Source organism: Pseudactinotalea suaedae, from assembly GCF_009733815.1.
GTDB classification, from domain to species: domain Bacteria; phylum Actinomycetota; class Actinomycetes; order Actinomycetales; family Beutenbergiaceae; genus Pseudactinotalea; species Pseudactinotalea suaedae.
The window spans coordinates 140,145-162,380 of sequence record NZ_WNXY01000007.1 but is presented as its reverse complement, the minus strand read 5'-3'; the positions used below and the strand labels follow the sequence as shown (position 1 = coordinate 162,380).

17 protein-coding genes and 1 pseudogene are annotated in these 22,236 nt (G+C 72.6%); 10 read left to right on the top strand and 8 right to left on the bottom strand.

Features of this window, described 5'->3' with window-relative positions:
* From GPA04_RS12380 to GPA04_RS12370, 3 genes are read left to right on the top strand one after another with little or no spacing between them, the layout of a single operon-like run.
* Positions 1–1,578 carry a hypothetical protein gene (locus GPA04_RS12380; protein ID WP_156224472.1) on the top strand — a complete coding sequence of 526 codons (1,578 nt, stop codon included), beginning with the start codon at positions 1–3 and terminating at the stop codon, positions 1,576–1,578.
* The gene (locus GPA04_RS12375) at positions 1,575–2,600 is read left to right on the top strand and encodes a DUF8094 domain-containing protein (protein WP_156224470.1); all 1,026 of its coding nucleotides are present in this window, start codon (positions 1,575–1,577) and stop codon (positions 2,598–2,600) included. Before GPA04_RS12380 ends, GPA04_RS12375 begins: the two co-directional genes overlap by 4 nt.
* A 19-nt stretch (positions 2,601–2,619) precedes the next feature.
* Positions 2,620–3,546, top strand: a complete 927-nt coding sequence (locus GPA04_RS12370; RefSeq protein ID WP_156224468.1) for a tetratricopeptide repeat protein — start codon at positions 2,620–2,622, stop codon at positions 3,544–3,546.
* A 170-nt stretch (positions 3,547–3,716) separates the two neighbouring features.
* Here GPA04_RS12370 and glgB read toward each other — a convergent pair whose 3' ends face one another.
* Positions 3,717–5,927, bottom strand: coding sequence for a 1,4-alpha-glucan branching protein GlgB (gene glgB, locus GPA04_RS12365; protein ID WP_241680762.1), 2,211 nt, complete (start codon positions 5,925–5,927; stop codon positions 3,717–3,719).
* Between the two features lie 73 nt (positions 5,928–6,000).
* A complete protein-coding gene (locus tag GPA04_RS12360) occupies positions 6,001–8,034 on the bottom strand; it encodes a maltotransferase domain-containing protein (protein ID WP_156224464.1) in 2,034 nt (677 codons plus the stop codon).
* Between the two features lie 144 nt (positions 8,035–8,178).
* Between GPA04_RS12360 and glgP the strand changes: the two genes are divergently transcribed.
* A complete protein-coding gene (glgP, locus tag GPA04_RS12355) occupies positions 8,179–10,782 on the top strand; it encodes an alpha-glucan family phosphorylase (protein ID WP_156224462.1) in 2,604 nt (867 codons plus the stop codon).
* A gap of 159 nt (positions 10,783–10,941) precedes the next feature.
* On the opposite strand, the gene GPA04_RS12350 is transcribed toward glgP, so the two are convergent.
* Both GPA04_RS12350 and GPA04_RS21515 read right to left on the bottom strand, forming a co-directional pair.
* A complete protein-coding gene (locus GPA04_RS12350; RefSeq protein WP_156224460.1) occupies positions 10,942–11,463 on the bottom strand; it encodes a hypothetical protein in 522 nt (173 codons plus the stop codon).
* 282 nt (positions 11,464–11,745) lie between these two features.
* A pseudogene (locus GPA04_RS21515) lies at positions 11,746–11,892 on the bottom strand (type IV toxin-antitoxin system AbiEi family antitoxin domain-containing protein); the annotation flags it as partial.
* Between the two features lie 226 nt (positions 11,893–12,118).
* Here GPA04_RS21515 and GPA04_RS12345 point away from each other — a divergent pair.
* The gene (locus tag GPA04_RS12345) at positions 12,119–12,736 is read left to right on the top strand and encodes a UdgX family uracil-DNA binding protein (protein ID WP_156224458.1); all 618 of its coding nucleotides are present in this window, start codon (positions 12,119–12,121) and stop codon (positions 12,734–12,736) included.
* A gap of 6 nt (positions 12,737–12,742) precedes the next feature.
* Here GPA04_RS12345 and trpS read toward each other — a convergent pair whose 3' ends face one another.
* Positions 12,743–13,861, bottom strand: coding sequence for a tryptophan--tRNA ligase (gene trpS / locus GPA04_RS12340; RefSeq protein WP_194238956.1), 1,119 nt, complete (start codon positions 13,859–13,861; stop codon positions 12,743–12,745).
* 184 nt (positions 13,862–14,045) lie between these two features.
* Between trpS and GPA04_RS12335 the strand changes: the two genes are divergently transcribed.
* Positions 14,046–14,459, top strand: coding sequence for a transferase (locus GPA04_RS12335; RefSeq protein WP_156224455.1), 414 nt, complete (start codon positions 14,046–14,048; stop codon positions 14,457–14,459).
* 9 nt (positions 14,460–14,468) lie between these two features.
* On the opposite strand, the gene GPA04_RS12330 is transcribed toward GPA04_RS12335, so the two are convergent.
* From GPA04_RS12330 to glgX, 3 genes are all read right to left on the bottom strand, one after another.
* The gene (locus GPA04_RS12330; protein ID WP_156224454.1) at positions 14,469–16,115 is read right to left on the bottom strand and encodes an FAD-binding dehydrogenase; all 1,647 of its coding nucleotides are present in this window, start codon (positions 16,113–16,115) and stop codon (positions 14,469–14,471) included.
* A gap of 89 nt (positions 16,116–16,204) precedes the next feature.
* Entirely contained in the window at positions 16,205–16,399 is a 195-nt protein-coding gene (locus tag GPA04_RS12325; RefSeq protein ID WP_156224452.1) for a hypothetical protein, read from the bottom strand.
* Positions 16,400–16,533: 134 nt separating this feature from the next.
* Positions 16,534–18,744, bottom strand: a complete 2,211-nt coding sequence (gene glgX / locus GPA04_RS12320; RefSeq protein ID WP_156224450.1) for a glycogen debranching protein GlgX — start codon at positions 18,742–18,744, stop codon at positions 16,534–16,536.
* Between the two features lie 98 nt (positions 18,745–18,842).
* Here glgX and GPA04_RS12315 point away from each other — a divergent pair, with 98 nt between their 5' ends.
* Genes GPA04_RS12315 through GPA04_RS12300 form a run of 4 tightly spaced genes read left to right on the top strand, consistent with a single transcriptional unit; the run spans position 18,843 to position 22,235 of the window.
* On the top strand, positions 18,843–19,646 hold the full coding sequence (locus tag GPA04_RS12315) for an electron transfer flavoprotein subunit beta/FixA family protein (RefSeq protein WP_156224448.1): 804 nt from the start codon (positions 18,843–18,845) through the stop codon (positions 19,644–19,646).
* Positions 19,643–20,617, top strand: coding sequence for an electron transfer flavoprotein subunit alpha/FixB family protein (locus GPA04_RS12310; RefSeq protein ID WP_156224447.1), 975 nt, complete (start codon positions 19,643–19,645; stop codon positions 20,615–20,617). The genes GPA04_RS12315 and GPA04_RS12310 overlap by 4 nt, the downstream gene beginning before the upstream one ends.
* The gene (locus GPA04_RS12305; RefSeq protein WP_156224445.1) at positions 20,614–21,321 is read left to right on the top strand and encodes an HAD hydrolase-like protein; all 708 of its coding nucleotides are present in this window, start codon (positions 20,614–20,616) and stop codon (positions 21,319–21,321) included. The genes GPA04_RS12310 and GPA04_RS12305 overlap by 4 nt, the downstream gene beginning before the upstream one ends.
* Positions 21,318–22,235 carry a phosphotransferase family protein gene (locus GPA04_RS12300; RefSeq protein WP_156224443.1) on the top strand — a complete coding sequence of 306 codons (918 nt, stop codon included), beginning with the start codon at positions 21,318–21,320 and terminating at the stop codon, positions 22,233–22,235. Before GPA04_RS12305 ends, GPA04_RS12300 begins: the two co-directional genes overlap by 4 nt.
* The last annotated feature ends 1 nt before the right edge of the window (position 22,236 follow it).

Sequence of the window (22,236 nt, the reverse complement as noted above, 5' to 3'; positions counted from 1 at the left end):
GTGGTGAGACGGATCTTCGCGGTCGTGCTCATCGTGCTCGGACTGGGCACGATCGGCGCGGCGATCGCATCCGGCACGATCTGGCGCCCCGACGACCGGGTGACGCTGACGTTGCCGGCGACCCCGGACGTGCCCGTCGTGATCACCGCTCCCGGCGTCCTCAACGCGGTCGACAACGACGTCGACGTCCGGGTCGTCGGTGCTGCCGCCGACAGCCCGATCGTGCTCGCGATGGCGCGCGAGAGCGACGTCCTGGCCTGGGTCGCCGACGCCCCGTACTGGGAGATCACGGGACTGGCCGACTGGGAGACCCTGGCCTACACCGACTCCCGCGACGCCGCGACCGCCGACCCGAGCGAGACGGCCACGGAGGCGACCGACGCCGCCACCGACGCCACCGACGCCCCGACGGACGCGACCGAGGCCGCGGAGGAGCCCGCGCCGGTCGAGACCGTTCCCAACCCGACCGGCTCCGACCTGTGGGTCGAGGAGCTGACCGGCACCGGTGAGCTGGCCTACTCCTGGACGGCGATCCCTGGCCGCTGGGTGATGCTGGTCGCCACCGACGGCACCCAGCCCGCGCCCCAGGTCGAGCTGACGTGGGACCGTGAGGTCGAGACCCCGTTCGTGCAGCCCGGCATCATCCTCGGCAGCGTGGTCCTCCTGCTCGGCCTGGGGCTGCTGGTCATGCAGCTGCTCGCCGATGCCGAGAAGCGCCGGGCTCGCCGTGCGGCGGTGACACCGACCGCTGCGGGCGCCGTCGACGACGCCGTTCCGGCGGTCGTCGCGACCGACGGCGAACGGCCGCTGACGCGTCGCGAGATCCGTCTCGCGGACGAAGCCCGTAGGCGTGGTGCCCGGCCGGAGAGCGCCGCTGCGGCGGACCAGGACGCGGGCGCCGTCGGGGACCAGACCGAGACGATCCCGGCCGTGCCGGCAGAGGCAGAGCCCGCCGAAGACCGGGCGCCGGGAGCGCACGCAGCGCCCGCGGCGGCCCCCGAGGCCGCCGTCGACGAGCCCGCCGACGACGCCGGCGAGCTGGACGCATGGGTGCGCAGCGGTTCGGCGAGCCCGCTCATGCACGAGGGCGACCGCACCACGCCGGCCGACCTCGAGGTCGGCGCCGGCGAGCGCACCGACGAGCACGCCGCCGTGCAGCCGCCGGAGGCCACGCCGTCGGACGAGGAGCCCCCGGCGCGCGAGTCCTGGTGGCGGCGCCGCTCGGCACGAAGGTCCGAGGAGCCCGTCGTCGCGGCGGAGTCTGCCTCGACCCAGGAGAGCGAGCAGGCTGCGAACGAGCAGGCTGCCGAGGCGGACCGACCCGAGCCGGTGACCCAGACGGGCCAGGCGGGCCAGGCCGACCACGCGGCGGAGGTCGTCGGGAACGGCGCCGACGAGCCCGCGGCCGGCGATGACGTGCCCGCGGCCGGCGAGACGGACGAGATCCCCGCCGTCCGCCCCGACGACGAGGGTGACCCGCAGGAGTGGGGCGCGTCGTGGCGCCAGACGTGGGGGCTCGGTAGCGCGGAACCCGACCAGACCGACCCGGACGACGAGCCGAAGGAGGGTGACCGATGAGGCACCGCCTTCGTGACCGCGTGCTGCGCGCCGGGGCCTTGACCCTGGCGGCGGCCGCCGTGCTCGCCGGCTGCGCGATCCCGGTGCCCGAGGTCGAGGCCGATCCCGCGCCCGAGGGACCCCAGCCGGCGCTCGACGAGCCTCGGGTCGACCGGGTGCTCGGCGCCGTCGGCGAGGCGCTCGCAGCGGCCGACGCCGCTCAGGACCCGGCGCTGCTGGCACCGCGTGTGACCGGGCCTGCGCTGCAGACCCGGGAGGCCGAGTACCTGCTCGCGCAGGCCACGGCCGAGAGCGAGTCCCCGACGGCGCTGCAGACCTTGACGACCGACCCGCAGGTGATCGCCGTCAGCCACGGCGAGGAGTGGCCCAAGACGATCTTCGTCTTCACGACGATCGCCGACGGCATGAACACCCCGTTGCTGCTCGGCCTGCAGCAGGACGACCCGCGCAGCCCGTACCACCTGTTCTCCTGGGTGCGGCTGCTGCCCGAGGTCACCACGCCCGCCACGGCGGTCGCCGCGGAGGGCAGCCCGCAGGTCGCTCCCGAGGCCGAGGGTCTCGTGCTCACGCCCACGCAGACGATCGCCGCGTACGCGGACGCGCTCAGCGACACCGAGAGCGACTACGCGGACACGTTCGCCGCCGACGTCTTCCGCACCTTCGTGAGCGAGGACCGGATCGCGATCGCCGAGTCGGTCGAGGACGCCGGGGAGTACACGGAGGCCTTCGCCGCGGACACCGACGTGGCACCCGTCAGCCTCGGGACAGCCGACGGCGGTGCGATCGTGTTCGGCGCGATCCGCTCCACACAGACCTACGAGCGCACCGTCGACGACTCCGAGATGTCGGTCGGCGGCCAGATCGCGCTGCTCGCGGGCGAGGAGGAGAGCATCGACGTCGAGACGTCGGTGACCGCCTCCTACTATCTGACCGTGGCGTTCTACGTGCCGCCGGCCGCCGATGGCGCCACCATCCAGGTGATCGGCGCCGAGCGCGTGCTCGACGCCGTCACCACCGAATAGAACCCCGACGAGGACAGCGATGACCCAGCCTCCTTCCGGCCTCAACCTGCGCGGCGCCGTCGACCTCTCGGCGCTCTCCAAGCCTGCCCCCACCCCCGGTGGCGGCGGCGCGAGCGCCCCGAACGGGGTCGTGGTCGACATCACGGCCGAGACCTTCCAGGAGGCCGTCACCACCTCGATGACCGTGCCGGTGGTGGTGGACCTGTACTCGGCGCGCTCGGCGGCGAGCACCCAGCTCTCGGCGACGCTGCAGCAGCTGGCCGCGACCTACGCCGGCAAGTTCCAGCTCGCGCGCGTCGACGCCGACACCAACCCCCAGATCGCGCAGGCGGTCGGTGCGCAGGCGCTCCCCACCACGTTCGCGATCATCAAGGGTCAGCCGCTGCCGCTGTTCCAGGGTGCGCACCCGGCGGAGCAGGTGCAGGCCGTGCTGGACGAGCTGCTGCGGGTCGCCGCCGAGAACGGTGTGACCGGCACGATCAGCGTCGCCGAGGAGCCGGAGCCTGCCGAGGAGCCGGAGGAGCCGCCGCTGCCCGAGCACCTGCAGGCCGCCTACGACGCGATCGAGACCGGTGCGTTCGACGAGGCCGTCGCCGGGCTCGAGCTCGCGATCAAGCAGAACCCCGCCGACGACGAGGCCAGGGCGCTGCTCGCGCAGGTCCAGCTGATGGCCCGGCTGGACGGGGTCGACCCCATGGCCGCGCTGACCGCGGCGCGCGACGCCGCACCCGGAGACGTCGCGGTGCAGCTGACCGCGGCCGACGTCGAGGTGAGCGCCGGCCAGGCGCCGGCCGCCTACGCGAGGCTGCTGGCCGCCGTCCGGGCGAGCGCCGGAGACGACAAGGAGGCGGCGCGCGCCCGGCTCGTCGAGCTGTTCCTGCTCGCCGATGCCGCCGACCCTGCCGTGCTCAAGGCCCGGCGCGATCTCGCGATCGCCCTCTACTAGGCGCGAGTCCCCATCGCCGCTCCGGCTCAGGAGCGATTTCACCGCACTTTCGACGGGCGCGGCACGCCGTCAGGATCGCGGCGATGCTGCGCGCCCGAGAGTGCGGTGAAAGCGCGCCTCGTCGAAAGTGCGGTGAAATCGTGCCCGCGTCGAAAGTGCGGTGAAATCGCTCAGGTGGCGGGGGTGAGGATCACGGCGCCGAGGGGCGGGACACGTAGCTCGACCGAGTGCGTGCGGCCGGCCCAGGGGATCGGCTCCGCGGTGACCCGGCCTCCGTTGGTCACGCCGGAGCCGCCGTAGGTGGCGTCGTCGGTGCTCAGCAGCTCCACCCACTCGCCGCCGTGCGGCAGCGCCACCCGGTAGCCCTCGTGCGTGGTGCCCGCGAAGTTGGCCACGACCGCAACCACCTGCCCCTGCCCGAGGCGCAGGTAGGAGATCGTGTTGTGGTCGCCGTCGCCTGCCTCGAGCCACTGGAAGCCCGCGTGGCTGAAGTCGTCCGCCCACAGCGCCGGGTGGGCGGTGTAGATCCGGTTGAGGTCGCGCAGCAGCAGCCGCACGCCGGCGTGCTCCGGGACGTCGCCCTGCCACCAGTCGAGCGAGCGGGACTCGGCCCACTCGGCGTCCTGCCCGAACTCGTTGCCCATGAACAGCAGGTTCTTGCCGGGGTGGGTCCACATGTAGGCGAAGAGCGCCCGCAGGCCCGCGAGCTGCTGCCACCGGTCGCCGGGCATCTTGCGCAGCAACGAGCCCTTGCCGTGCACGACCTCGTCGTGCGACAGCGGCAGCACGTACTGCTCGGAGAACGCGTAGACCAGCGAGAACGTCAGCTCGCCGTGGTGGTAGCGGCGGTTGATCGGCTCCTCCGCCATGTAGCGGAGGGTGTCGTTCATCCAGCCCATGTTCCACTTCAGACCGAAGCCGAGCCCACCGCCGGAGGTCGCGGCAGTGACGCCGGGGAAGGCGGTTGACTCCTCGGCGATCATGACGATGCCCGGGTTGGTCCGGTACGCCGTCGCGTTGGTCTCCTGGAGGAACTGGATCGCCTCGAGGTTCTCCCGGCCGCCCCGCACGTTGGGGCGCCACTGACCCGGCTGGCGCGAGTAGTCGAGATAGAGCATGGACGCGACGGCGTCGACGCGCAGGCCGTCGATGTGGAACTCGCTCAGCCAGTACACGGCGTTCGCGACGAGGAAGTTCCGCACCTCGTTGCGGCCGTAGTTGAAGACGTACGTGCCCCAGTCACGCTGCTCGCCGCGCATCGGGTCGGGGTCCTCGTAGAGGGCGCTGCCGTCGAACTGCGCGAGCGCCCAGGAGTCCTTGGGGAAGTGCGCGGGCACCCAGTCGAGGATGACGCCGATCCCGGCGTTGTGCAGCGCGTCGACGAGGTGGCGGAAGTCGTCGGGAGAGCCGAACCTCGACGTCGGGGCGTAGTAGGAGGTCACCTGGTAGCCCCACGAGCCTCCGAAGGGGTGCTCGGCGACCGGCAGCAGCTCCACGTGGGTGAAGCCCATCCACGTGACGTACTCGACCAGCTCGCGGGCCAGCTCGCGGTAGGACAGCCCTTGCCGCCACGACGCGAGGTGCACCTCGTAGATGCTCATCGGGCCCCCGTGGACATCGCGGACGTCGTTCCGTTGCCGCTGCTCCATCCACGCCTCGTCCGTCCACACGTGGGTGCTCTCGGTCACCACCGAGGCCGTGGCCGGCGGGACCTCCGTCGCACGTGCCATCGGGTCCGCCTTGGTGCGGGCCGCGCCGTCGGGCGTGATGATCTCGAACTTGTACCGGGTGCCGTCACCGACGTGCGGCACGAACACCTCCCAGATGCCGCTGCCGCCGAGTGAGCGCATCGCCGTGCCACGGCCGTCCCAGCCGTTGAAGTCGCCGACCACGCGGACCGCGCGCGCGTTGGGCGCCCACACGGCGAACGAGGTCCCGGTGACCTCGCCGAAACCGGTCGGGTAGCGCCGCACGTGCGCGCCGAGCACGGTCCACAGCTCCTCGTGGCGGCCCTCGTTGATGAGGTGCTGATCGACCTCACCGAGCGTGGGCAGGTAGCGGTAGCCGTCGTCGACCTCGTCGGTGCGGTCGCCGTAGGTCACCTCGAGCCGGTAGTCGGGTACCTCCTCCGACGGCACGACGGCGACCCAGACGCCCTCGTGCTCGTGCCGGGCCGGGATCCGGCCCTGGGCCGTGACCACGGTGACCGAGTCGGCGCCGTGACGCACGGCGCGGATGGTCACCGACCCGCCGTGCGCGTGCGGACCGAGGACCTCGTGCGGGGCGAAGTGGACGCCCTGACCCACGGCGGCGAGCAACTCCTGCGGAACCGGGATCGGGTCGGCGGCCCGGGTCGCTCCCGAGCTTGGTGCGTCGGTCACAGCAACCTCCTCGCTCGATGGTGATGACCAGCCTACGGGCCCGTCCGGGGTCGCCGGACCTGCCTGCGGCACCTCAGCGCTGCTCGATGACGACGACGTGGGCGGCGCTGCCGTGCGGGTCGAGCCGCACGAACGGGTTCGCGCCCCAGCCGAAGGTCTGGCCCGACAGCACGTCGTGCGCGACGAACTCCTCGTCCTCCGCCAGGCCGAGCGCGGCCATGTCCAGCTGCAGGTGCCCCTGCCGGGTCGCGTACGGGTCCGTCGTGACGCACACGATCACCGTCTCGCCCACGCCGTCGTGCGCGTGCTCGGGAGCCAGGCGCTTGGAGAAGCACAGGACCTGGTCGTCGGAGCAGCCGTGCACGGTGAGGTTGCGCAGCTGCTGCAGCGCGGGGTGCTCGCGCCGGATCTCGTTGAGGCGGGTCAGCAGGGTGGTGAGCCCGAGGCGCTGCGCCGCCTCCTCCCAGTCGCGTGGCTTGTACTCGTACTTCTCGTTGTCGATCTGCTCCTCGGCGCCGGGCCGGGCGACCGACTCCGCCAGCTCGTAACCGGCGTAGACGCCCCAGGTGGGCACCGCCGTCGCGGCGATGATCGCCCGGATGGCGAACGCGGGGACGCCGCCCTGCTGCATGTACGGGGTGAGGATGTCGTGGGTCGTGGGCCAGAAGCTGGGGCGCATCACCGCACCCAGGTCGCCCGAGATCTCCTGCAGGTACTCGCCCAGCTCGGCGGCCGTGTTGCGCCACGCGTAGTAGGTGTAGGACTGGTGGAACCCGATCGTGGCCAGCGTGCGCATCATCGCCGGCTTGGTGAAGGCCTCCGACAGGAAGATGACCTCCGGGTGCGCCTCGTCGAACTCACGCAGCAGCCGCTCCCAGAACGTCAGCGGCTTGGTGTGCGGGTTGTCGACCCGGAACGCGGTGATCCCGTGCTCGACCCAGTGCTCGAGCATGTCGCGGATCGCGACGTAGATGCCTTCGGGGTCGTTGTCGAAGTTGAGCGGGTAGATGTCCTGGTACTTCTTCGGCGGGTTCTCGGCGTAGGCGATCGTGCCGTCCGCGCGGGTGGTGAACCACTCGGGGTGCGCGCTGACCCACGGGTGGTCGGGGGAGGCCTGCAGCGCGATGTCCAGCGCCACCTCCAGCCCGAGCTGCTGGGCCTTCGCGACGAAGGCGTCGAGGTCCTCGACCGTGCCGAGATCGGGGTGGATCGCGTCGTGCCCGCCCTCGGCCGACCCGATCCCGTACGGGGACCCCGGGTCGCCCGGCAGCGCGGTGAGGGTGTTGTTGCGACCCTTGCGATTGGTGGTGCCGATCGGGTGGATCGGCGTCAGGTAGGCGATGTCGAAACCCATCGCGGCGATGCCCGGCAGCCGCTCGGCAGCGGTGCGCAGGTTGCCCGACGTCCAGGTGCTGGTCTCCGGGTCCTTGACCGCACCCTCCGACCGCGGGAAGAACTCGTACCAGGCACCGAATAGGGCGCGCTTGCGGTGCACCCGCAGCGGGTAGGTGGCGCTCGCGGACACCGCGTCCCGCAGCGGTGCCGCGTCCAGCACGGCCCTGACCTCCGGGGAGGTGCCGGCCGCGAGGCGAGCGCCCGCCGGGCGGGAGAAGTCACGCAGCGCCGTGACGGCGTCGAGCAGGACCGCGCGCTGGGCCTGGGTGAGCGTGCCGAGCGCCTCCTGCGTGCGGGCTGCGCGCTCGAGGACGAGCGCGCCCTCGGCCAGCATCAGCTCGACGTCGACACCGGCGTGGATCTTGATGGTCGCGTCGTGCTCCCAGGTGCCGTAGGGGTCGGACCAGCCCTCGACACGGAAGCCCCAGAGCCCTTCGGCGTCGGGGACGACCTCCGCGAAAAAGGTGTCGAGACCCGGGGCGATGTCGCGCATCCGGACCCTGGTGTGGTCGGTCCCGTCGGGCGCGACGAGCACGGCGGTGGCACCGACGGCGTCGTGCCCCTCCCGGAACACGGTCGCGCGCACGGGCACGACCTCGTCGACGACGGCCTTGGTGGGCCAGCGACCGCCCTCGGCGAGGGGGCCGACCTCCACGACGGGGATCCGGCCGATGGGCGCGTACGGGGTGGGCAGGGGAGTGTGCTCGGTCACGTCACGAACCTACCGAGAACCCGCCGGCCTGGTGGGCCGCTCGGGCGGATGTCCCCCGAGCGAGGGCACCGGCTCGCGCGGATCTCCCCCAGACGGAAGCGCTGCGAAACAGCGCGGCCATCTTGCCTGGATACACTCCGGGCCGTGAGAGCCATCCGCAGATTCACCGTCAGGACCGTGCTGCCCGAGGCGTTGAGCGTCCTCGACGACCTCGCCCTCAACCTGAGGTGGTCGTGGCACGCGCCCACCCGCGAGATGTTCGCCTCCATCGACCCCGGGCTGTGGGAGCACGTGCACGGCGACCCGGTCAAGCTCCTCGGCGCGCTCACCTCCGAGCGTCTCGCCCAGCTGGCGGCCGACGGCGACTTCGTGGCTCGCGTCCAGGGTCTCGCCGCCGATCTCGAGACCTATCTGCGTGAGCCGCGCTGGTACCAGCGCGAGACGCAGCGCCGTGCCGAGGCGGGTGAGCCCGAGCTTCCTCGTGCGATCGCGTACTTCTCGGCGGAGTTCGGCATCACCGCAGCGCTGCCGCAGTACTCCGGCGGCCTCGGCATCCTCGCGGGCGACCACCTCAAGAGCGCCTCCGACCTCGGTGCGCCGATCATCGGGGTGGGGCTGCTGTACGGCGCCGGCTACTTCCGGCAGGCCCTCACGCGTGACGGCTGGCAGGCAGAGACCTACCCGCTGCTGGATCCCGACAACCTGCCGCTGACGCTGCTGCGGGAAGCCGATGGCACACCGGCGCGCGTCACGCTCGGACTGGCCGGCGGTGCCCAGCTGCACGCCCAGGTGTGGCGGGCGGATGTCGGGCGGGTGGCGCTGCTGCTGCTCGACTCCAACGTGCCCGAGAACGACGACGGCATGCGCCGCGTCACCGATCGGCTCTACGGCGGCACCAGCGAGCACCGACTGCAGCAGGAGCTGCTGCTCGGGATGGGCGGCGTCCGGGCGCTGCGGCTGCATGCCCGGCTCACCGGCGGCCCGGCGCCCGAGGTCTACCACTGCAACGAGGGCCACGCCGGCTTCCTCGGCGTCGAGCGGGTTCGCGAGCTCATCGAGGGCAGCGCCGCCGAGGGCCTCTCGTTCGACGCCGCGATCGAGGCGGTGCGTGCCGGCACGGTGTTCACCACGCACACGCCGGTCCCCGCGGGCATCGACCGGTTCGACGCCGGTCTCGTGGCGCAGTACTTCGGAGGGGCCGCCGAGCTCCCCGGCATCCCGGTCGAGCGCGTGCTCGCCCTGGGCGCGGAGGACTACCCCGGCGGTGCCGAAGGCATCTTCAACATGGCCGTGATGGGGCTGCGGATGGCCAAGAAGGCCAACGGTGTGGCCCGGCTCCACGGCCAGGTCTCGCGCGGCATGTTCGCCCAGCTGTGGCCGGGCTTCGACACCTCCGAGGTGCCGATCTCCTCGGTCACCAACGGCGTGCACTCGCCGACGTGGGTCGACCCCGTGTTCGCCGAGGCACAGGCCGAGCACTTCAGCGCCGAGGAGATCGCCGACGGCACCGGCTGGCTCAAGACCGAGAACGGCATGTCGAACGAGACGCTCTGGGGGCTCCGCGGCCTGATGCGCTCGCGGCTGGTGGCGGATGCGCGCAAGCGGGTGCGCGCGTCGTGGCTGCGGCGCGGCGCCTCGCCGGCCGAGCTGGGATGGGTCGAGGACGTCCTCCACCCCGACGTGCTGACGATCGGGTTCGCGCGGCGGGTGCCGACCTACAAGCGGCTGACGCTGATGCTGCGCGACCAGGACCGGCTGAAGAAGCTGCTGACCGACCCCGAGCGCCCGATCCAGATCGTGGTCGCGGGCAAGTCGCACCCGGCCGACGAGCAGGGCATCCGGCTGATCCAGAAGCTGGTGCAGTTCGCCGACGACCCGGAGGTCCGCACCCGGATCGTGTTCCTGCCGAACTACGACATCGAGATGGCCCAGACGCTCTACCCCGGCACGGACGTGTGGCTGAACAACCCGCTGCGTCCGCTCGAGGCCTGCGGCACGTCCGGCATGAAGGCTGCGCTCAACGGCTCCCTCAACCTGTCGATCCTCGACGGGTGGTGGGACGAGATGTACGACGGGCAGAACGGCTGGGCGATCCCCACCGCCGACGGCGTCGAGGACGGCGAGCGCCGCGACGACCTCGAGGCCGCGGCTCTGTACGACCTGATCGAGAACACCGTGGCACCGCGGTTCTACGACCGCGACGACACCGGGCTGCCCGCGCACTGGCTGGAGAACGTGCGGCACACGCTCGCGACGCTCGGCCCGAAGGTCCAGGCCACGCGCATGGTCCGCGACTACGTCGAGCAGCTCTACGCGCCGACGGCCCTGTCCTACCGGAGCGCGGCCGGCTCAGGTCACGCGGGTGCGGTCGAGCTGGCCGGCTGGAAGCAGCGGGTGCGGTCGGCGTGGCCGTCGGTCCGTGTGGACCACGTCGAGTCCGAAGGGCTCCACGACGCCGTCAAGGTGGGCGACCACGTGACGGTGAAGGCATTCGTCTCGCTCGGTGACCTGACCCCGGCGGACGTCGAGGTGCAGATGAACTACGGGCTCGTCGCGGACAACGACGAGATCGCCGACTTCGGCACCGCCTCGCTCGAGCTGACCGACACCTACGAGGGCGGGCGCCACCAGTTCGCCCGGTCGTTCACGCTGGGCCAGTCCGGGCCCTTCGGTTACGCCGTCCGGGTCGTGCCCAAGCACGAGGGCCTCGCGGCGCCGACCGAGCTCGGACTGGTGGCGAGCGCCTGACCGACCAGGTGGTTCTGGCTGCACCGAGCGGCCGAGCAGGTGGTTCTGGCTGCACCGAGGGGCCGAGCAGGTGGTTCTGGCTGCACCGAGGGGCCGAGCAGGTGGTTCTGGCCGGTATGGGCGGCGTGAGCGGGTGGAAGCGCCTGGTCGGCCCGACGTCTAGACCGACAGGGCCTCGCGGACGTCGCGGACGATGACGCCGGTGCCGAGATCCTCGGCGAGGTAGCGGAGCAGCGTCGTCTCCCGCGACCGCGAGGCGATGCCGTTCTGCCGCCGGCGGTCGCTCGAGACTGCTCGCGCCTGCGAATGGACCTCGATGCCATCCATCTCCACGAGGACCCAGCTGCCGTTGCGGCGGCGCCATCCGAGATCGCCTCGGCCGAGGAATCGGCCGTTCTCGTCGAACTGCTCCACCTGGAGATCGTCGGCCGGGATCCCGGAGTCGACGCACTCCAGCCGTGCTCGAGTCTCGATCGGCGACTCCGAGCGACCGTCGATCAAGGGCCAGACTCGGTGCAGGTGGGCCGCTCCGCGCCTGCCCCTCACGCCCTGCCGAATCAGCTCGAGCTCGTGCTCGCTGATCATCATGCGGTTGAGGGCGTTGTCGACAAGGACGACGGCCAGATCACGGCCGACCTCGGGCAGGGCTTGCACCAGCGCACTCCTGACGGTCGGGACCACCAGCCCTCCGACGGTCGTGGTCTCGAAGGTCGCCCGGAACTGGCGGACTCGAATACCCCGTGAGCCCCTGGCATGACGGCCGGCACCGTAGACGACCTCGCATCCGAGATGCGCGGGCAGGCCCCAGACGTTGTGGACAGCGAGCGCGGTCAAGCTCACCGGTATCGCGTCATTCGGTGCGGAGAGCAGCGTCCTGATCACCTGACGTCGGTGCGACAGGGACCACTTCTCGCTCGTGCTCGTCGGCGCCTTGACGACGCCCGGCACCCAGTAGACGCCTTGCGTCGGCCGCCTCCAGCGACCATTCTGGACCAGACGGGTGCGCGTGCCGCTGCCGACGCCCGCTTGTTCGCACTGTGTGGTCGACACCAAGCCAGCCTGCTCGCTGGCGAGGTCGAGCAACGACTGCGGGACGATGATGGTTCGCATCGGTCGAGCACACCGTGCCACGGCCGCGTGTCGCTCGCCGTGCTCACGGTGATGTGGATGAGAGTGCATCGGCCCGCACCTGTGGACAGGTGGGCGGACGTCGGCATCTCGCGCCGCACTCCGTGTCGAGAAGGACCTTTCGCGCGTCAAGCGTGCCGTGACCGGGCGGAACCGCCTGGTCGACGGGGTTGTCGTGGGGAACCACCTGAGGGCGTAACGTCGGGGAATGACCGACGCCGCACCTTGGCTTCCGGCCAAGCGCACGCTTTCTGCGCTCCAGCGGGCTGCGCCCGCGTGCCGAGGGTGCGAGCTCTGGGAGGACGCGACGCAGGTGGTGTTCGGCGACGGCGCGTCCACCGCCGCGATCATGCTCGTCGGGGAGCAGCCGGGAGATCGGGAGGACCTCGAGGGCGAGCCGTTCGTGGGACCGGCCGGCAGGGTGCTCGACGACGCGCTGGACGCAGCCGGGGTCGACCGCGACCAGACCTACCTGACCAACGCCGTCAAGCACTTCCGCTTCGACCAGCGCGGCCCGCGCCGCATCCACAAGAAGCCGGGCGTCGCGCACATCGAGGCCTGCCATCCCTGGCTCGAGGCGGAGCTGGAGGCTGTCCGCCCGCGGGTGGTCGTGGCCCTCGGCGCGTCGGCCGGCCGTGCGCTGCTCGGTCGGCCGGTCCGGGTGACCGCGGAGCGAGGCCGGCTGATCGACGGAGCCGACGACGCGCCACCACTCGTGCTGACGGCGCACCCCTCCGCCTTGCTGCGGCTGCGCAGCACGGGCGGCTTCGAGGAGGCGTTCGAGCTGCTCGTCGCCGACCTCGGTCTGGCAGCGGCGCAGGTCTGAGCCCGCTCAGGAGGAGGTGTAGACCATCCCCATCGCCTCGCGGACCTCGGTGAGCGTGGCGTCGGCGATCTCGTTCGCGCGGGCGTTGCCCTCGGCGAGGATCCGTGCCACGTGCCCCGGGTCGGCCTCGAGCTCGCGCCGCCGCTCGCGGATCGGGCGCAGGTGCTCGTTGACGACCTCGGTGACGAGCTTCTTGAGGCCGCCACCACCGCCGTCGCCGATCTCGGCGGCGATCTCGGCGGGGTCGCGCCCGGACAGCGTCGCCGCGATCAGCAGCAGGCTCGCCACCTCGGGGCGGCGCTCGGGGTCGTAGGTGATGTTGCGGTCGGAGTCGGTGACCGCGCGCTTGAGCTGCTTGGCCGTCTCGTCCGCGGTCATCGCGAGGTCGATCGTGTTCCGCTTTGACTTGCTCATCTTGGTGCCGTCGACACCGAGCACGTTGACCGACTCCGAGAGCAGGGCGTCGGGGGAGGGGAAGACCTGCTGCCCGCCCGCGTACCGCTCGTTGAAGCGGCGCGCCACCACGCGCGTCTGCTCCAGGTGCGGCAGCTGGTCCTTGCCGACCGGGACCAGGTTCGCCTTGCAGAACAGGATGTCCGCGGCCTGGTGCACCGGGTAGGTCAGCAGCAACCCGCTCATGGGGCGCCCGCCCGTGGCCTCGTGCTCGGCCTTGACGGTGGGGTTGCGTCGGAGCTCGGAGTCGGTCACCAGGCTGAGGAACGGGAGCATCAGCTGGTTGAGCGCCGGCACGGCCGAGTGCGCGAAGATCGTGGACCGGGCGGGGTCGATGCCGATGGCGAGGTAGTCGGTGACGACCTCCCGCACCCGATCGGCGATCGAGGAGATGTCGTCCCTGTCGGTGATCACCTGGTAGTCGGCGACGAGGATCATCGTCTCGACGCCCAGGTCCTGCAGCCGGACCCGGTTCGACAGCGTGGCCAGGTAGTGGCCCAGGTGGAGCCGGCCGGTGGGCCGGTCGCCGGTCAGCACGCGGAACGTCGAGGGGTCGGTGGCGATCTGTCGCTCGATCTCGGCGCTGCGGAGCTGCGCCGTCAGCAGCGATCGGTCGGAGATCCCGCTGGGCTCGAAGTCGGGCGCGTCGTCGTCGAATACGTCGGTGGTCACCGGACGAGGTTACTGACGATGGGAGGCGCTGCCGTGCACCCGGCATCACGGTCGTCGCGCCCACGGGACTGCGATGCCCGCCGACTGGGTACCGAGGGGTGTGCAGGCTCGACCTGGGACCGCCGGTCTCGGGAATCCTGGAGGGGTCTCGTGCGTTATGTCATGTAGAGAACAAGGGGTGTTGATGAGGAAGAAGAAGTACGAGGAGCTCGAGCTCGACAACGGTGCGGTGATCCGGTACCGGCGGCACGACAACGGCGGCGGCATGGTCGCCATGCGTGCCGACGTCGACCCGTCCGCCCGTGTCGAGGAGACCGCCTGGGTCGACCCCGGCGCCAGGATCGCCGCCGGCGCCCGGCTCGGTGCCGGGTGCTGGATCGAGTCGGGCGCGCGGATCGAGACCGGCGCGTACCTGGCGACCGCGGTCCACGTGGAGCGGGACGCGATCGTCGGCGCGCGTGCGCGGCTCGGGAGCCGCACGGTCGTCGGAGCCGGGGCGCGGGTGCGCCCGAACGTGACCCTGAGACCCGACTCGGAGATTCCCGCCCTGGCCACGGTCAGCCGGCGTGGCCTGGAGCAGGAGCACCGCGCCGCCTGATCCGGGGCGTCAGATCGTCCGCCCGACCACCCTGCCGGTCAGCAGGCAGGCGCCCAGGAACGTGCCCTCCAGGGCACGCTCCCCATGGATGCCGCCACCGCCGAACCCGGCGGCCTCGCCGACCGCCCACAGGCCCGGCAGCACGCCGCCGTCGGGACGCAGCACCCGCCCGGTCGTGTCGGTGTGCAGGCCACCGAGGGTCTTGCGCGTCAGCGCCCGTAGCCGCACCGCGAGCAGCGGGCCGTCCTCGGGCCTGGTCAGCGGTGCCGGCTCGGCGACCCGCATCCGCTTGTCGACGACGTAGCTGCGCGCCTTGCGCACCTCCTCCAGCTGGGCGTCACCGCCGTTCACGACGGCGGCGTCGCGCGCCTCGATGACGCTCGCCAGAGCGGTGGTCGAGATGTGCGCGGTTCCGGTCAAGGCGTTCATCCCCGCCGCGAGGGACGCCACGTCGTCGGCCCAGACGAAGTCGGGCGACGCCGTCGAGAACCTCATCACCGGGGTCGCGCCTCCGGTGACCCGCTTGAGGAGCTGACGCACGCTCCTGCCGGTGAGGTCGGGGTTCATGTCCGAGCCGGAGAACGCGAACTCCTTGGCCATGATCGCCTTGTTCAGCACGAACCAGGAGTGCTCGTGGCCACGAGCGGTGAGGTAGGTGAGCGCGCCCAACGCGTCGAAGCCCGGGAACAGCGGCGCGGGGAGCCGGTGGCCCTCGGCGTCGAGCCACAGCGAGCTCGGACCCGGCAGGATGCGCACGCCGTGCCTGCTCCACACGGGAGGGTCCATCGGCAGCCCCTCGGGGTAGTGCCACATCCGGGCCGTGTGCACCACGTCGGCTCCGGCCGCCGCCGCCAGCTCGATGCCGCTGCCGTCGGTGCCGTCCGGGACCCCGGCGAGCAGGTCGACCGGGAGCCGGCCGGCGCCCGCGGGCCACAGCGCCCGCACCAGCTCATGGTTCGCGCCGATGCCGCCGGTCGCGACGACGACGGCGTCCGCCGCGATCTCCTCGCTGCCCACCACCTCGCGGCTGCTGGGCCGGCTGCGACCGGAGGGGGCGTGCGCGAGGACGTCGGCGCGGACGCCGGTGACCGTGCCGTCGGTGAGGACGATCTCGCTGACCCGGCGCCGGAACCGCACGTCGAGCGTCCCGGCGGCGCGGGCGTCGCGCGCGGCCCGGACGAACGGCTCCAGGACGGCCGGACCCGTGCCCCAGGTCACGTGGAAGCGGGGGACGGTGTTGCCGCGCCCGTAGCCGTCGTGGCCGCCCCGCTCGGCCCACTGCACCAGCGGGAACCAGCGCACCCCCTTGGCGCGCAGCCAGGGCCGGAGCTCACCCGCCGCCAGCTCGATGTACGCACGGGCCCACGCGTACCCGTGGCGGTCGGGACCCTCGCCGCGGTCGGCGCCCTCGACGAAGCTCGCGGAGGCGAGCCAGTCGGCGAGCGCGAGATCGGCGGAGTCCTTGACCCCGAGGCGGCGCTGCTCCGGTGAGTCGATCAGCAGCAGCCCTCCGAACGACCACCACGCCTGCCCGCCCAGGGACGCGGCTGGTTCGGCGTCCAGCAGCGTCACCTTTCTGCCGCGGGCGACCAGCTCGGTCGCGGTGACGAGGCCCGACAGGCCCGCTCCGATGACGACGACGTCGGTGTCTGCCATGGTCCCGCACCCTATCGGCGCGTGGCGGGCGGCGCTCAGGGCTGCGCGAGGTCGCGCGCAGCCCTGAGCCGGTGTGGTGGCCGGTCCGGCTACAGCTCGGCGGAGCCCTCGGCCTCGCCCTCGGTGGCGGCGCGGCGGTCGGCCTCGGCGCTGTCGACCATGTCGTCGTTCAAGTCGGGGTCCAGCTGGCGGTCGTCGCCGTCGCCCACGTCCACCAGGGTGTCGGCGGGCTCGTCGTCATCATCGGGAACGGGGACGACCGGAGGCGTAGGTGTGCTCGACATGCTGTGCTCCTTCGTGCTCGTCGGGCCTGCGACCGCAGGCTTCCCAGCGGTCGCAGGAGGTAGGGCCACTGTAGGCCTGCACGAGCCGCCGCGCCCCGGGATCGGAACCCCGGCGAGGCACCAGAAGACGGCGGTCAGAGGCTGAGGTAGACCCGCATGCTCATCGCGGCCACGGTCGTGGTGTCGCCGCCGTCGACGACGTCCGGCTCACCGTCCGCAGGTCGTTCCCACGCCGAGTCCCAGACCAGCTCGAACCGCTCGTCGAGGGTGGGGACGGTGACCGCCACGTCGTTGCCGGCGCCGTTGACCACGACCAGCAGGTTCCGGTCGTCGAGGGCCGGGCTCACGCGGTACTTCACCAGGATGCGGCGGTGGGGGTCGTGCCAGACGTCGAGGTGCATCGGTTCGCCGGTCTCGTCGAACCACATCAGGGTCGGGCGGCCGGAGCGGGACTCGTCGGGGCGGCGGAAGCGCCACGGTCGCAGCACCACGTGCTCGCGCCGCAGCGCCGCGAGGTGCTGCACGGTGGCCAGCTGGTCGCGCTGGGACTCCGACAGCTCCCAGTCGATCGACAACCTGCGGTCGTCGCTGCCGTCGACGGCGGCGCAGTAGGCGTTGTTGTTGCCCTGCTGGGTGCGGGCGACCTCGTCTCCGGCGGTCAGCATCGGCGTCCCCGCCGAGACGAACAGCATCCCGAGCAGGTTCCGCTGCGAGCGTCGTCGAGCCGCGCGGATCGCCGGGTCGTCGGTGGTCCCCTCGACGCCGTGGTTCCACGAGCGGTTGTGGTCGGAGCCGTCGCGGTTGTCCTCGCCGTTGGCGTGGTTGTGCTTGACGTCGTAGGCCGTCAGGTCGGCGAGCGTGAAGCCGTCGTGGGCCGTCACGAAGTTCACCGACGCGACCGGACCGCGCCCGCCCGGCACGTCGGTGTGGGCGAACATGTCGGCCGAGCCGGCCAGCCGGGTGGCGAGGTCGCGCAGGTCGTGGCCCTGCCCGCCGCGCGCGATGGCAGCCGCGTCCGTGAGCCAGAACGTGCGTGCGCAGTCGCGGTACCGGTCGTTCCACTCGCTCAGCGGCGGCGGGAAGTTGCCGGTCTGCCAGCCGTGCGGCCCGAGGTCCCAGGGCTCGGCGATCAGCTTGACGCCGCTGAGCACCGGGTCGCTCGCGAGCGCCACCAGCAGCGGGTGCTCCATGTCCACCCGGTCGGCGCGCCTCGCGAGCGTCGTCATCAGGTCGAACCGGAACCCGTCGACGCCGACCTGCTGCACCCAGTACCGCAGCGAGTCGAGCGTCAGCTGGATCGCGCGGTGGTTGCGGAAGTCGAGGGAGTTCCCGCACCCCGTGACGTCGAGGTAGCGCGCCACCGCCGACCCGTCGCGCAGGTAGTACCCGAAGTCGTCGAGGCCGCGCCAGGACAGCGTCGGCCCGTCGATGCCGCCCTCGCACGTGTGGTTGTAGACGACGTCGAGGAGCACCTCCAGCCCGGCCTCGTGCAGCAGCTGCACCATCCCCTTGACCTCGTCGAGGACGGCGGCCGGTCCGGCCTCCTGGGCGGCCTGCGTGGCGTAGGACGGCTCGGGCGCGAAGAACGACAGCGTGTTGTAGCCCCAGTGGTTCACGACGCCGCGCTGCTGCAGCGCCGGCTCGGTCATCTTCGCGTGGATCGGCAGCAGCTCGATGCTGGTCACCCCGATGCTGCGCAGGTGCTCGATGGCCGCGGGGTGCGCGAGCCCCGCATAGGTGCCACGCAGGTGCTCGGGCACGCCCGGCAGCTGCAGCGTCAGCCCACGCACGTGGGCCTCGTAGACCACGGTCCGGCTCCAGGTGGTGGCGGGCCGGTTCGCAGCACCTGCGCCTGGGCGGTCCTCGAGCACCACGCCGTGGGCCACGAACGGTGCGCTGTCGCGACCGTCCGGCTCGTCGACGGGCAACGGCGAGAGGTCGTCGTCGACCGGGTGCCCGTAGATCTCGCCCCGCAGCTCCACCGTGCCGGCGATGCCGCGCGCGTACGGGTCCAGCAGCAGCTTCGCGGGGTTGTGCCGCATGCCGTGGGCAGGGTCCCACGGACCCTCGACCCGGAAGCCGTACCGCTGCCCGGCCCCGACCCCCGGGACGTGCGCGTGCCAGCGTCCGTGCAGGCGCGGCATCAGCGCGACCCGTCGCTCCGCCCACCCCTCGCCCGCCTGCTCGAGCAGGCACAGCCACACCGCGTCGGCGAACGGGGCGCTGACCACGACGTCGACGCCGTCGCCCTCCAGGTGGACGCCGAACCGCTCCGTCCGGCGCGCAGGGGAGGTGGCCCGGCTCGTCTCGAGCAGGGTCGTGGGCGGTTCGGTGAGCGTCGTCATGGTCCTCGGTCTCGGCTGACGGAACAATCTAGCGCTCGCACGACGGACGTCGTCGTTCAGGGGCGGGCGAGCGCCCGCGGACGTGGCAGGCTGGCACCATGCGTGTGGTCGTCCTCGTCAAGCATGTCCCGGAGCTGCTGAGCCAGCGCGCACTCGGCGAGGACGGGCGCACCGTCCGCACCTCCGACGACTCGGCCCTCAACGAGGTCGACGAGAACGCCGTCGAGGCGGCGCTCCAGCTCGCCGGCTCGAGCGAGGGCGAGGTGATCGCCGTCACCCTCGGCCCGAGCATCGCCGTCGACGCGCTGCGCCGCACGCTCGCGATGGGAGCGAGCCGCGCGGTGCACGCGACCGGCGACGCCTTCGCCGGTGGCGACGTGGTCGCCACCGCTCGCGCGCTCGCCGCCGCCGTGCGTCATCTCGACGGCGAGGCGCCGGTCGACGTGGTGCTCACCGGTCTCGCGGCGCTCGACGGCCTGGGCTCGGTGATCCCCTCGCTCGTCGCCGCCGAGCTGGGCTGGCCACAGCTGACCGTCGTCGAGGAGCTCACGCTCGAGGGCCAGACCCTGGTCGGTCGCCGCGAGCTCGACGGCGCGACCGAGCGCTGGCGCGCAGCCACCCCCGCGGTGGTCTCGGTCACCGACTCCGCCAACGACCCACGGCTGCCGAAGATGAAGGACCTGCTCGCCGCCCGTGCAGCCGAGATCACGGTCCTCACGCACACCGACCTGGGCCTCGCGGACGAGGAGGTCGGTGCCGCGGGCTCCCGGACCCGCGTCGTCGAGGCCGCGCAGCGGCCGGAGCACCCGGGCCCGGAGATCGTGACCGACGACGACGGCGAGGGCGGCGTCCTGCTCGCGCGGTACCTCCTCGACAACGACCTCGTGGGAGGTGCCCGGTGACCGCTCGTCAGGTGCTGGTCGTCGCGCTCGGCGACGTCCGTGGGCCGGTGCTGGAGGCGGTGACGCTCGCGCGCACGCTCGGCACACCGACCGTGCTGTCGCTGCAGCCGCTGGCCGAGCCCGACCTGCACGCGCTCGGCACGGCCGGGGTGGAGCGCGCGCTCGTCGCCGAGCTCGGTGACGCGCGACACGCCGCAGCCGTTGCGGGCCGGGCGGTGGCGACCGCCGCCGAGGTCACCGGCGCCCACCGTGTGCTGCTGCCCACCTCCTTCGTGGCGAAGGAGGTCGCGGCGCACGCCGCGTGGCTCCTGGACGCCGGTCTGCTCCTCGACGTCGCCTCCCTGGCCGAGGACGGCGACACCGACCAGGTCGTCGGTGGCAAGCGGGTGTTCGCCGGGACGTGGGAGACGCGCTGCGCCGTCACCTGCCCTGTCGCGGTGGCGACGGTGCGAGCGAACGCGGTGGTCGCGACCCCCGCCGACCGCGCGGCGAGCACCGCTGCCGAACCGCTCCAGGTCGACGCCACCCTGCCGCGCGGGCTCGAGCTGCTCGAGCGCGAGGTGCGTCCCACCGCGGGCAGGCCGGCGCTGGCGGAGGCGGCGACCGTGGTGCTCGGCGGCCGCGGCACCGAGGGCGACTTCGCCGCGGTCGAGGAGCTCGCGGACGTGCTGGGCGCCGCGGTCGGCACCACCCGTGACTGCGTGGACGAGGGCTGGCAGCCGCACGACGCGCAGGTCGGCCAGACCGGCGTCACGATCGCGCCGCGGCTGTACATCGGCGCCGGCATCTCCGGTGCGCCGCACCACCACGGCGGGATGCAGGCCTCCGGCACGATCGTCGCCGTCAACGTCGACCCGGACGCCCCGCTGGTGCAGATCGCGGACTTCGCCGTGATCGGGGACCTGCAGGAGATCCTGCCCGCCGCTGCTGCGGCGATCCGTGAGCACCTCGACCAGTCGCGGGGCTCATGACCGCCCCGCTCGCCCTGCTCGACCTCGACGGCACCCTGTCCGACTCGGCGCCCGGCATCATCCGTTCCGCCGGTGCCGCCCTCGCGCGCTTGGGGCTGCCGGTCCCGCCCACGGAGATGCTGCTGCGGTTCGTGGGTCCGCCGCTGCCGGTCTCGCTGGCGATGCAGGGGGTGCCGGAGGACCGCATCCTCGAGGGCATCGACGCCTACCGGGCCGAGTTCGAGGCGGGCGGTATGTGGGAGTCGGCGCCGTTCACGGGCGTCCCGGAACAGCTCGAACAGCTCCGGGCGGCCGGGGTCACGCTCGCGGTCGCCACCTCCAAGCCCGAGGGCTACGCGCGGCAGATCTGCCGCAGGTGGGGCCTGGACCGGCTCGTGGACGGCGTCTACGGCGCCCCGCCGGACCACGTCCCCTCGACCAAGGCGACCGTGATCGCGCACGCCCTGGACGAGCTCGGTGCGGAGCGGGTGCCGGACGTCTCACGGATCGTGATGGTGGGGGACCGCCACCACGACGTCGAGGGCGCCGCCGAGAACGGCATCGACTGCCTCGGAGCGGGCTGGGGCTATGGCGAGCCCGGTGAGCTCGCCGGCGCCGTCGCGATCATCCCCGAGGTCACCGAGCTCGCGCAGGCCGTGCTCGCGCATCTCGGCCGCACGGCGGGCACCGAGCCGGCGTTGACGGCGGAGCGTCCCGGGACATGACCCGGGTCAGGCTCGCGTGGTCGGCGCTGCCCGACCACATTCGTGGCGAGGTCGAGAGCTGGCTCGGCTCCGCCGTCGTCGGCGTCGAGAGCCACGAAGGCGGCTACTCGCCCGGCATGGCGGCGACGCTGACCGCGGCTGGGGGTGAGCGGGTGTTCGTCAAGGCCGTCTCGACGGACTTCCACGAGCGCAGCGCCCAGCTGTACCGCGACGAGGCACGCGTCAACGCGATCCTGCCGGAGGGTGCACCGGCGCCGCGGATGCTGTGGACCCACGACGACGGCGACTGGGTGGTCGTCGCCTTCGAGGCGGCCGACGGCGGTGTCGAGCTCCCGTGGGACGAGCGGAGTCTCGCCGAGGTGCTCGCCCTGTACGACGCGCTGGCCGGCGTCGAGGGTCCGCCGGCGCTGCCGAGCGTGCCGCAGCAGCTGGGAGCGATGACCGGGTGGCACACCGCGCTCGAGGACGGCTCCGACCTCAGCACCTGGGACCCCTGGGTCGCGCAGAACCTCACCGCGCTCGCGACGCTGAGCGCCGGTTACGGCGACCGGGCGGCGGGGACCTCGCTCGTTCACCTCGACGCCCGTCGCGACAACATGGTCCGCCTGCGCGGACGCGTGCTGCTGGTGGACTGGCCCTACGCGGCTGTCGGGGCGCCGTGGGTGGACCTGCTCGCGCAGCTGCCGAGCCTCGTCCTGGAGGGCGCCGGTGGCGCGGCGGCGATCTGGTCGCAGGCGGGCGTCGGTCGGGGTGTGCCCGAGGACGACGTCACGGCCGTGCTCGCCGGGCTCACCGGCTACTTCGTGCACGGCAGCGTCCAGCCGCCCCCTCCGGGGATCCCGCACGTCCGGGCGTTCCAGCGCGCGCAGGGCGAGGTCGGGATCGCGTGGCTGCGGCAGCGGCTGGGCCGCTGAC

Bases quoted from the DNA above. Each gene is read 5' to 3' on its own strand.
- GPA04_RS12375 (WP_156224470.1), top strand. From the start codon at position 1,575: ATGAGGCACCGCCTTCGTGACCGCGTGCTGCGCGCCGGGGCCTTGACC.
- GPA04_RS12370 (WP_156224468.1), top strand. From the start codon at position 2,620: ATGACCCAGCCTCCTTCCGGCCTCAACCTGCGCGGCGCCGTCGACCTC.
- GPA04_RS12345 (WP_156224458.1), top strand. From the start codon at position 12,119: ATGACCGACGCCGCACCTTGGCTTCCGGCCAAGCGCACGCTTTCTGCG.
- GPA04_RS12335 (WP_156224455.1), top strand. From the start codon at position 14,046: ATGAGGAAGAAGAAGTACGAGGAGCTCGAGCTCGACAACGGTGCGGTG.
- GPA04_RS12330 (WP_156224454.1), bottom strand. From the start codon at position 16,115: ATGGCAGACACCGACGTCGTCGTCATCGGAGCGGGCCTGTCGGGCCTC.
- GPA04_RS12325 (WP_156224452.1), bottom strand. From the start codon at position 16,399: ATGTCGAGCACACCTACGCCTCCGGTCGTCCCCGTTCCCGATGATGAC.
- glgX (WP_156224450.1), bottom strand. From the start codon at position 18,744: ATGACGACGCTCACCGAACCGCCCACGACCCTGCTCGAGACGAGCCGG.
- GPA04_RS12315 (WP_156224448.1), top strand. From the start codon at position 18,843: ATGCGTGTGGTCGTCCTCGTCAAGCATGTCCCGGAGCTGCTGAGCCAG.
- GPA04_RS12305 (WP_156224445.1), top strand. From the start codon at position 20,614: ATGACCGCCCCGCTCGCCCTGCTCGACCTCGACGGCACCCTGTCCGAC.
- GPA04_RS12300 (WP_156224443.1), top strand. From the start codon at position 21,318: ATGACCCGGGTCAGGCTCGCGTGGTCGGCGCTGCCCGACCACATTCGT.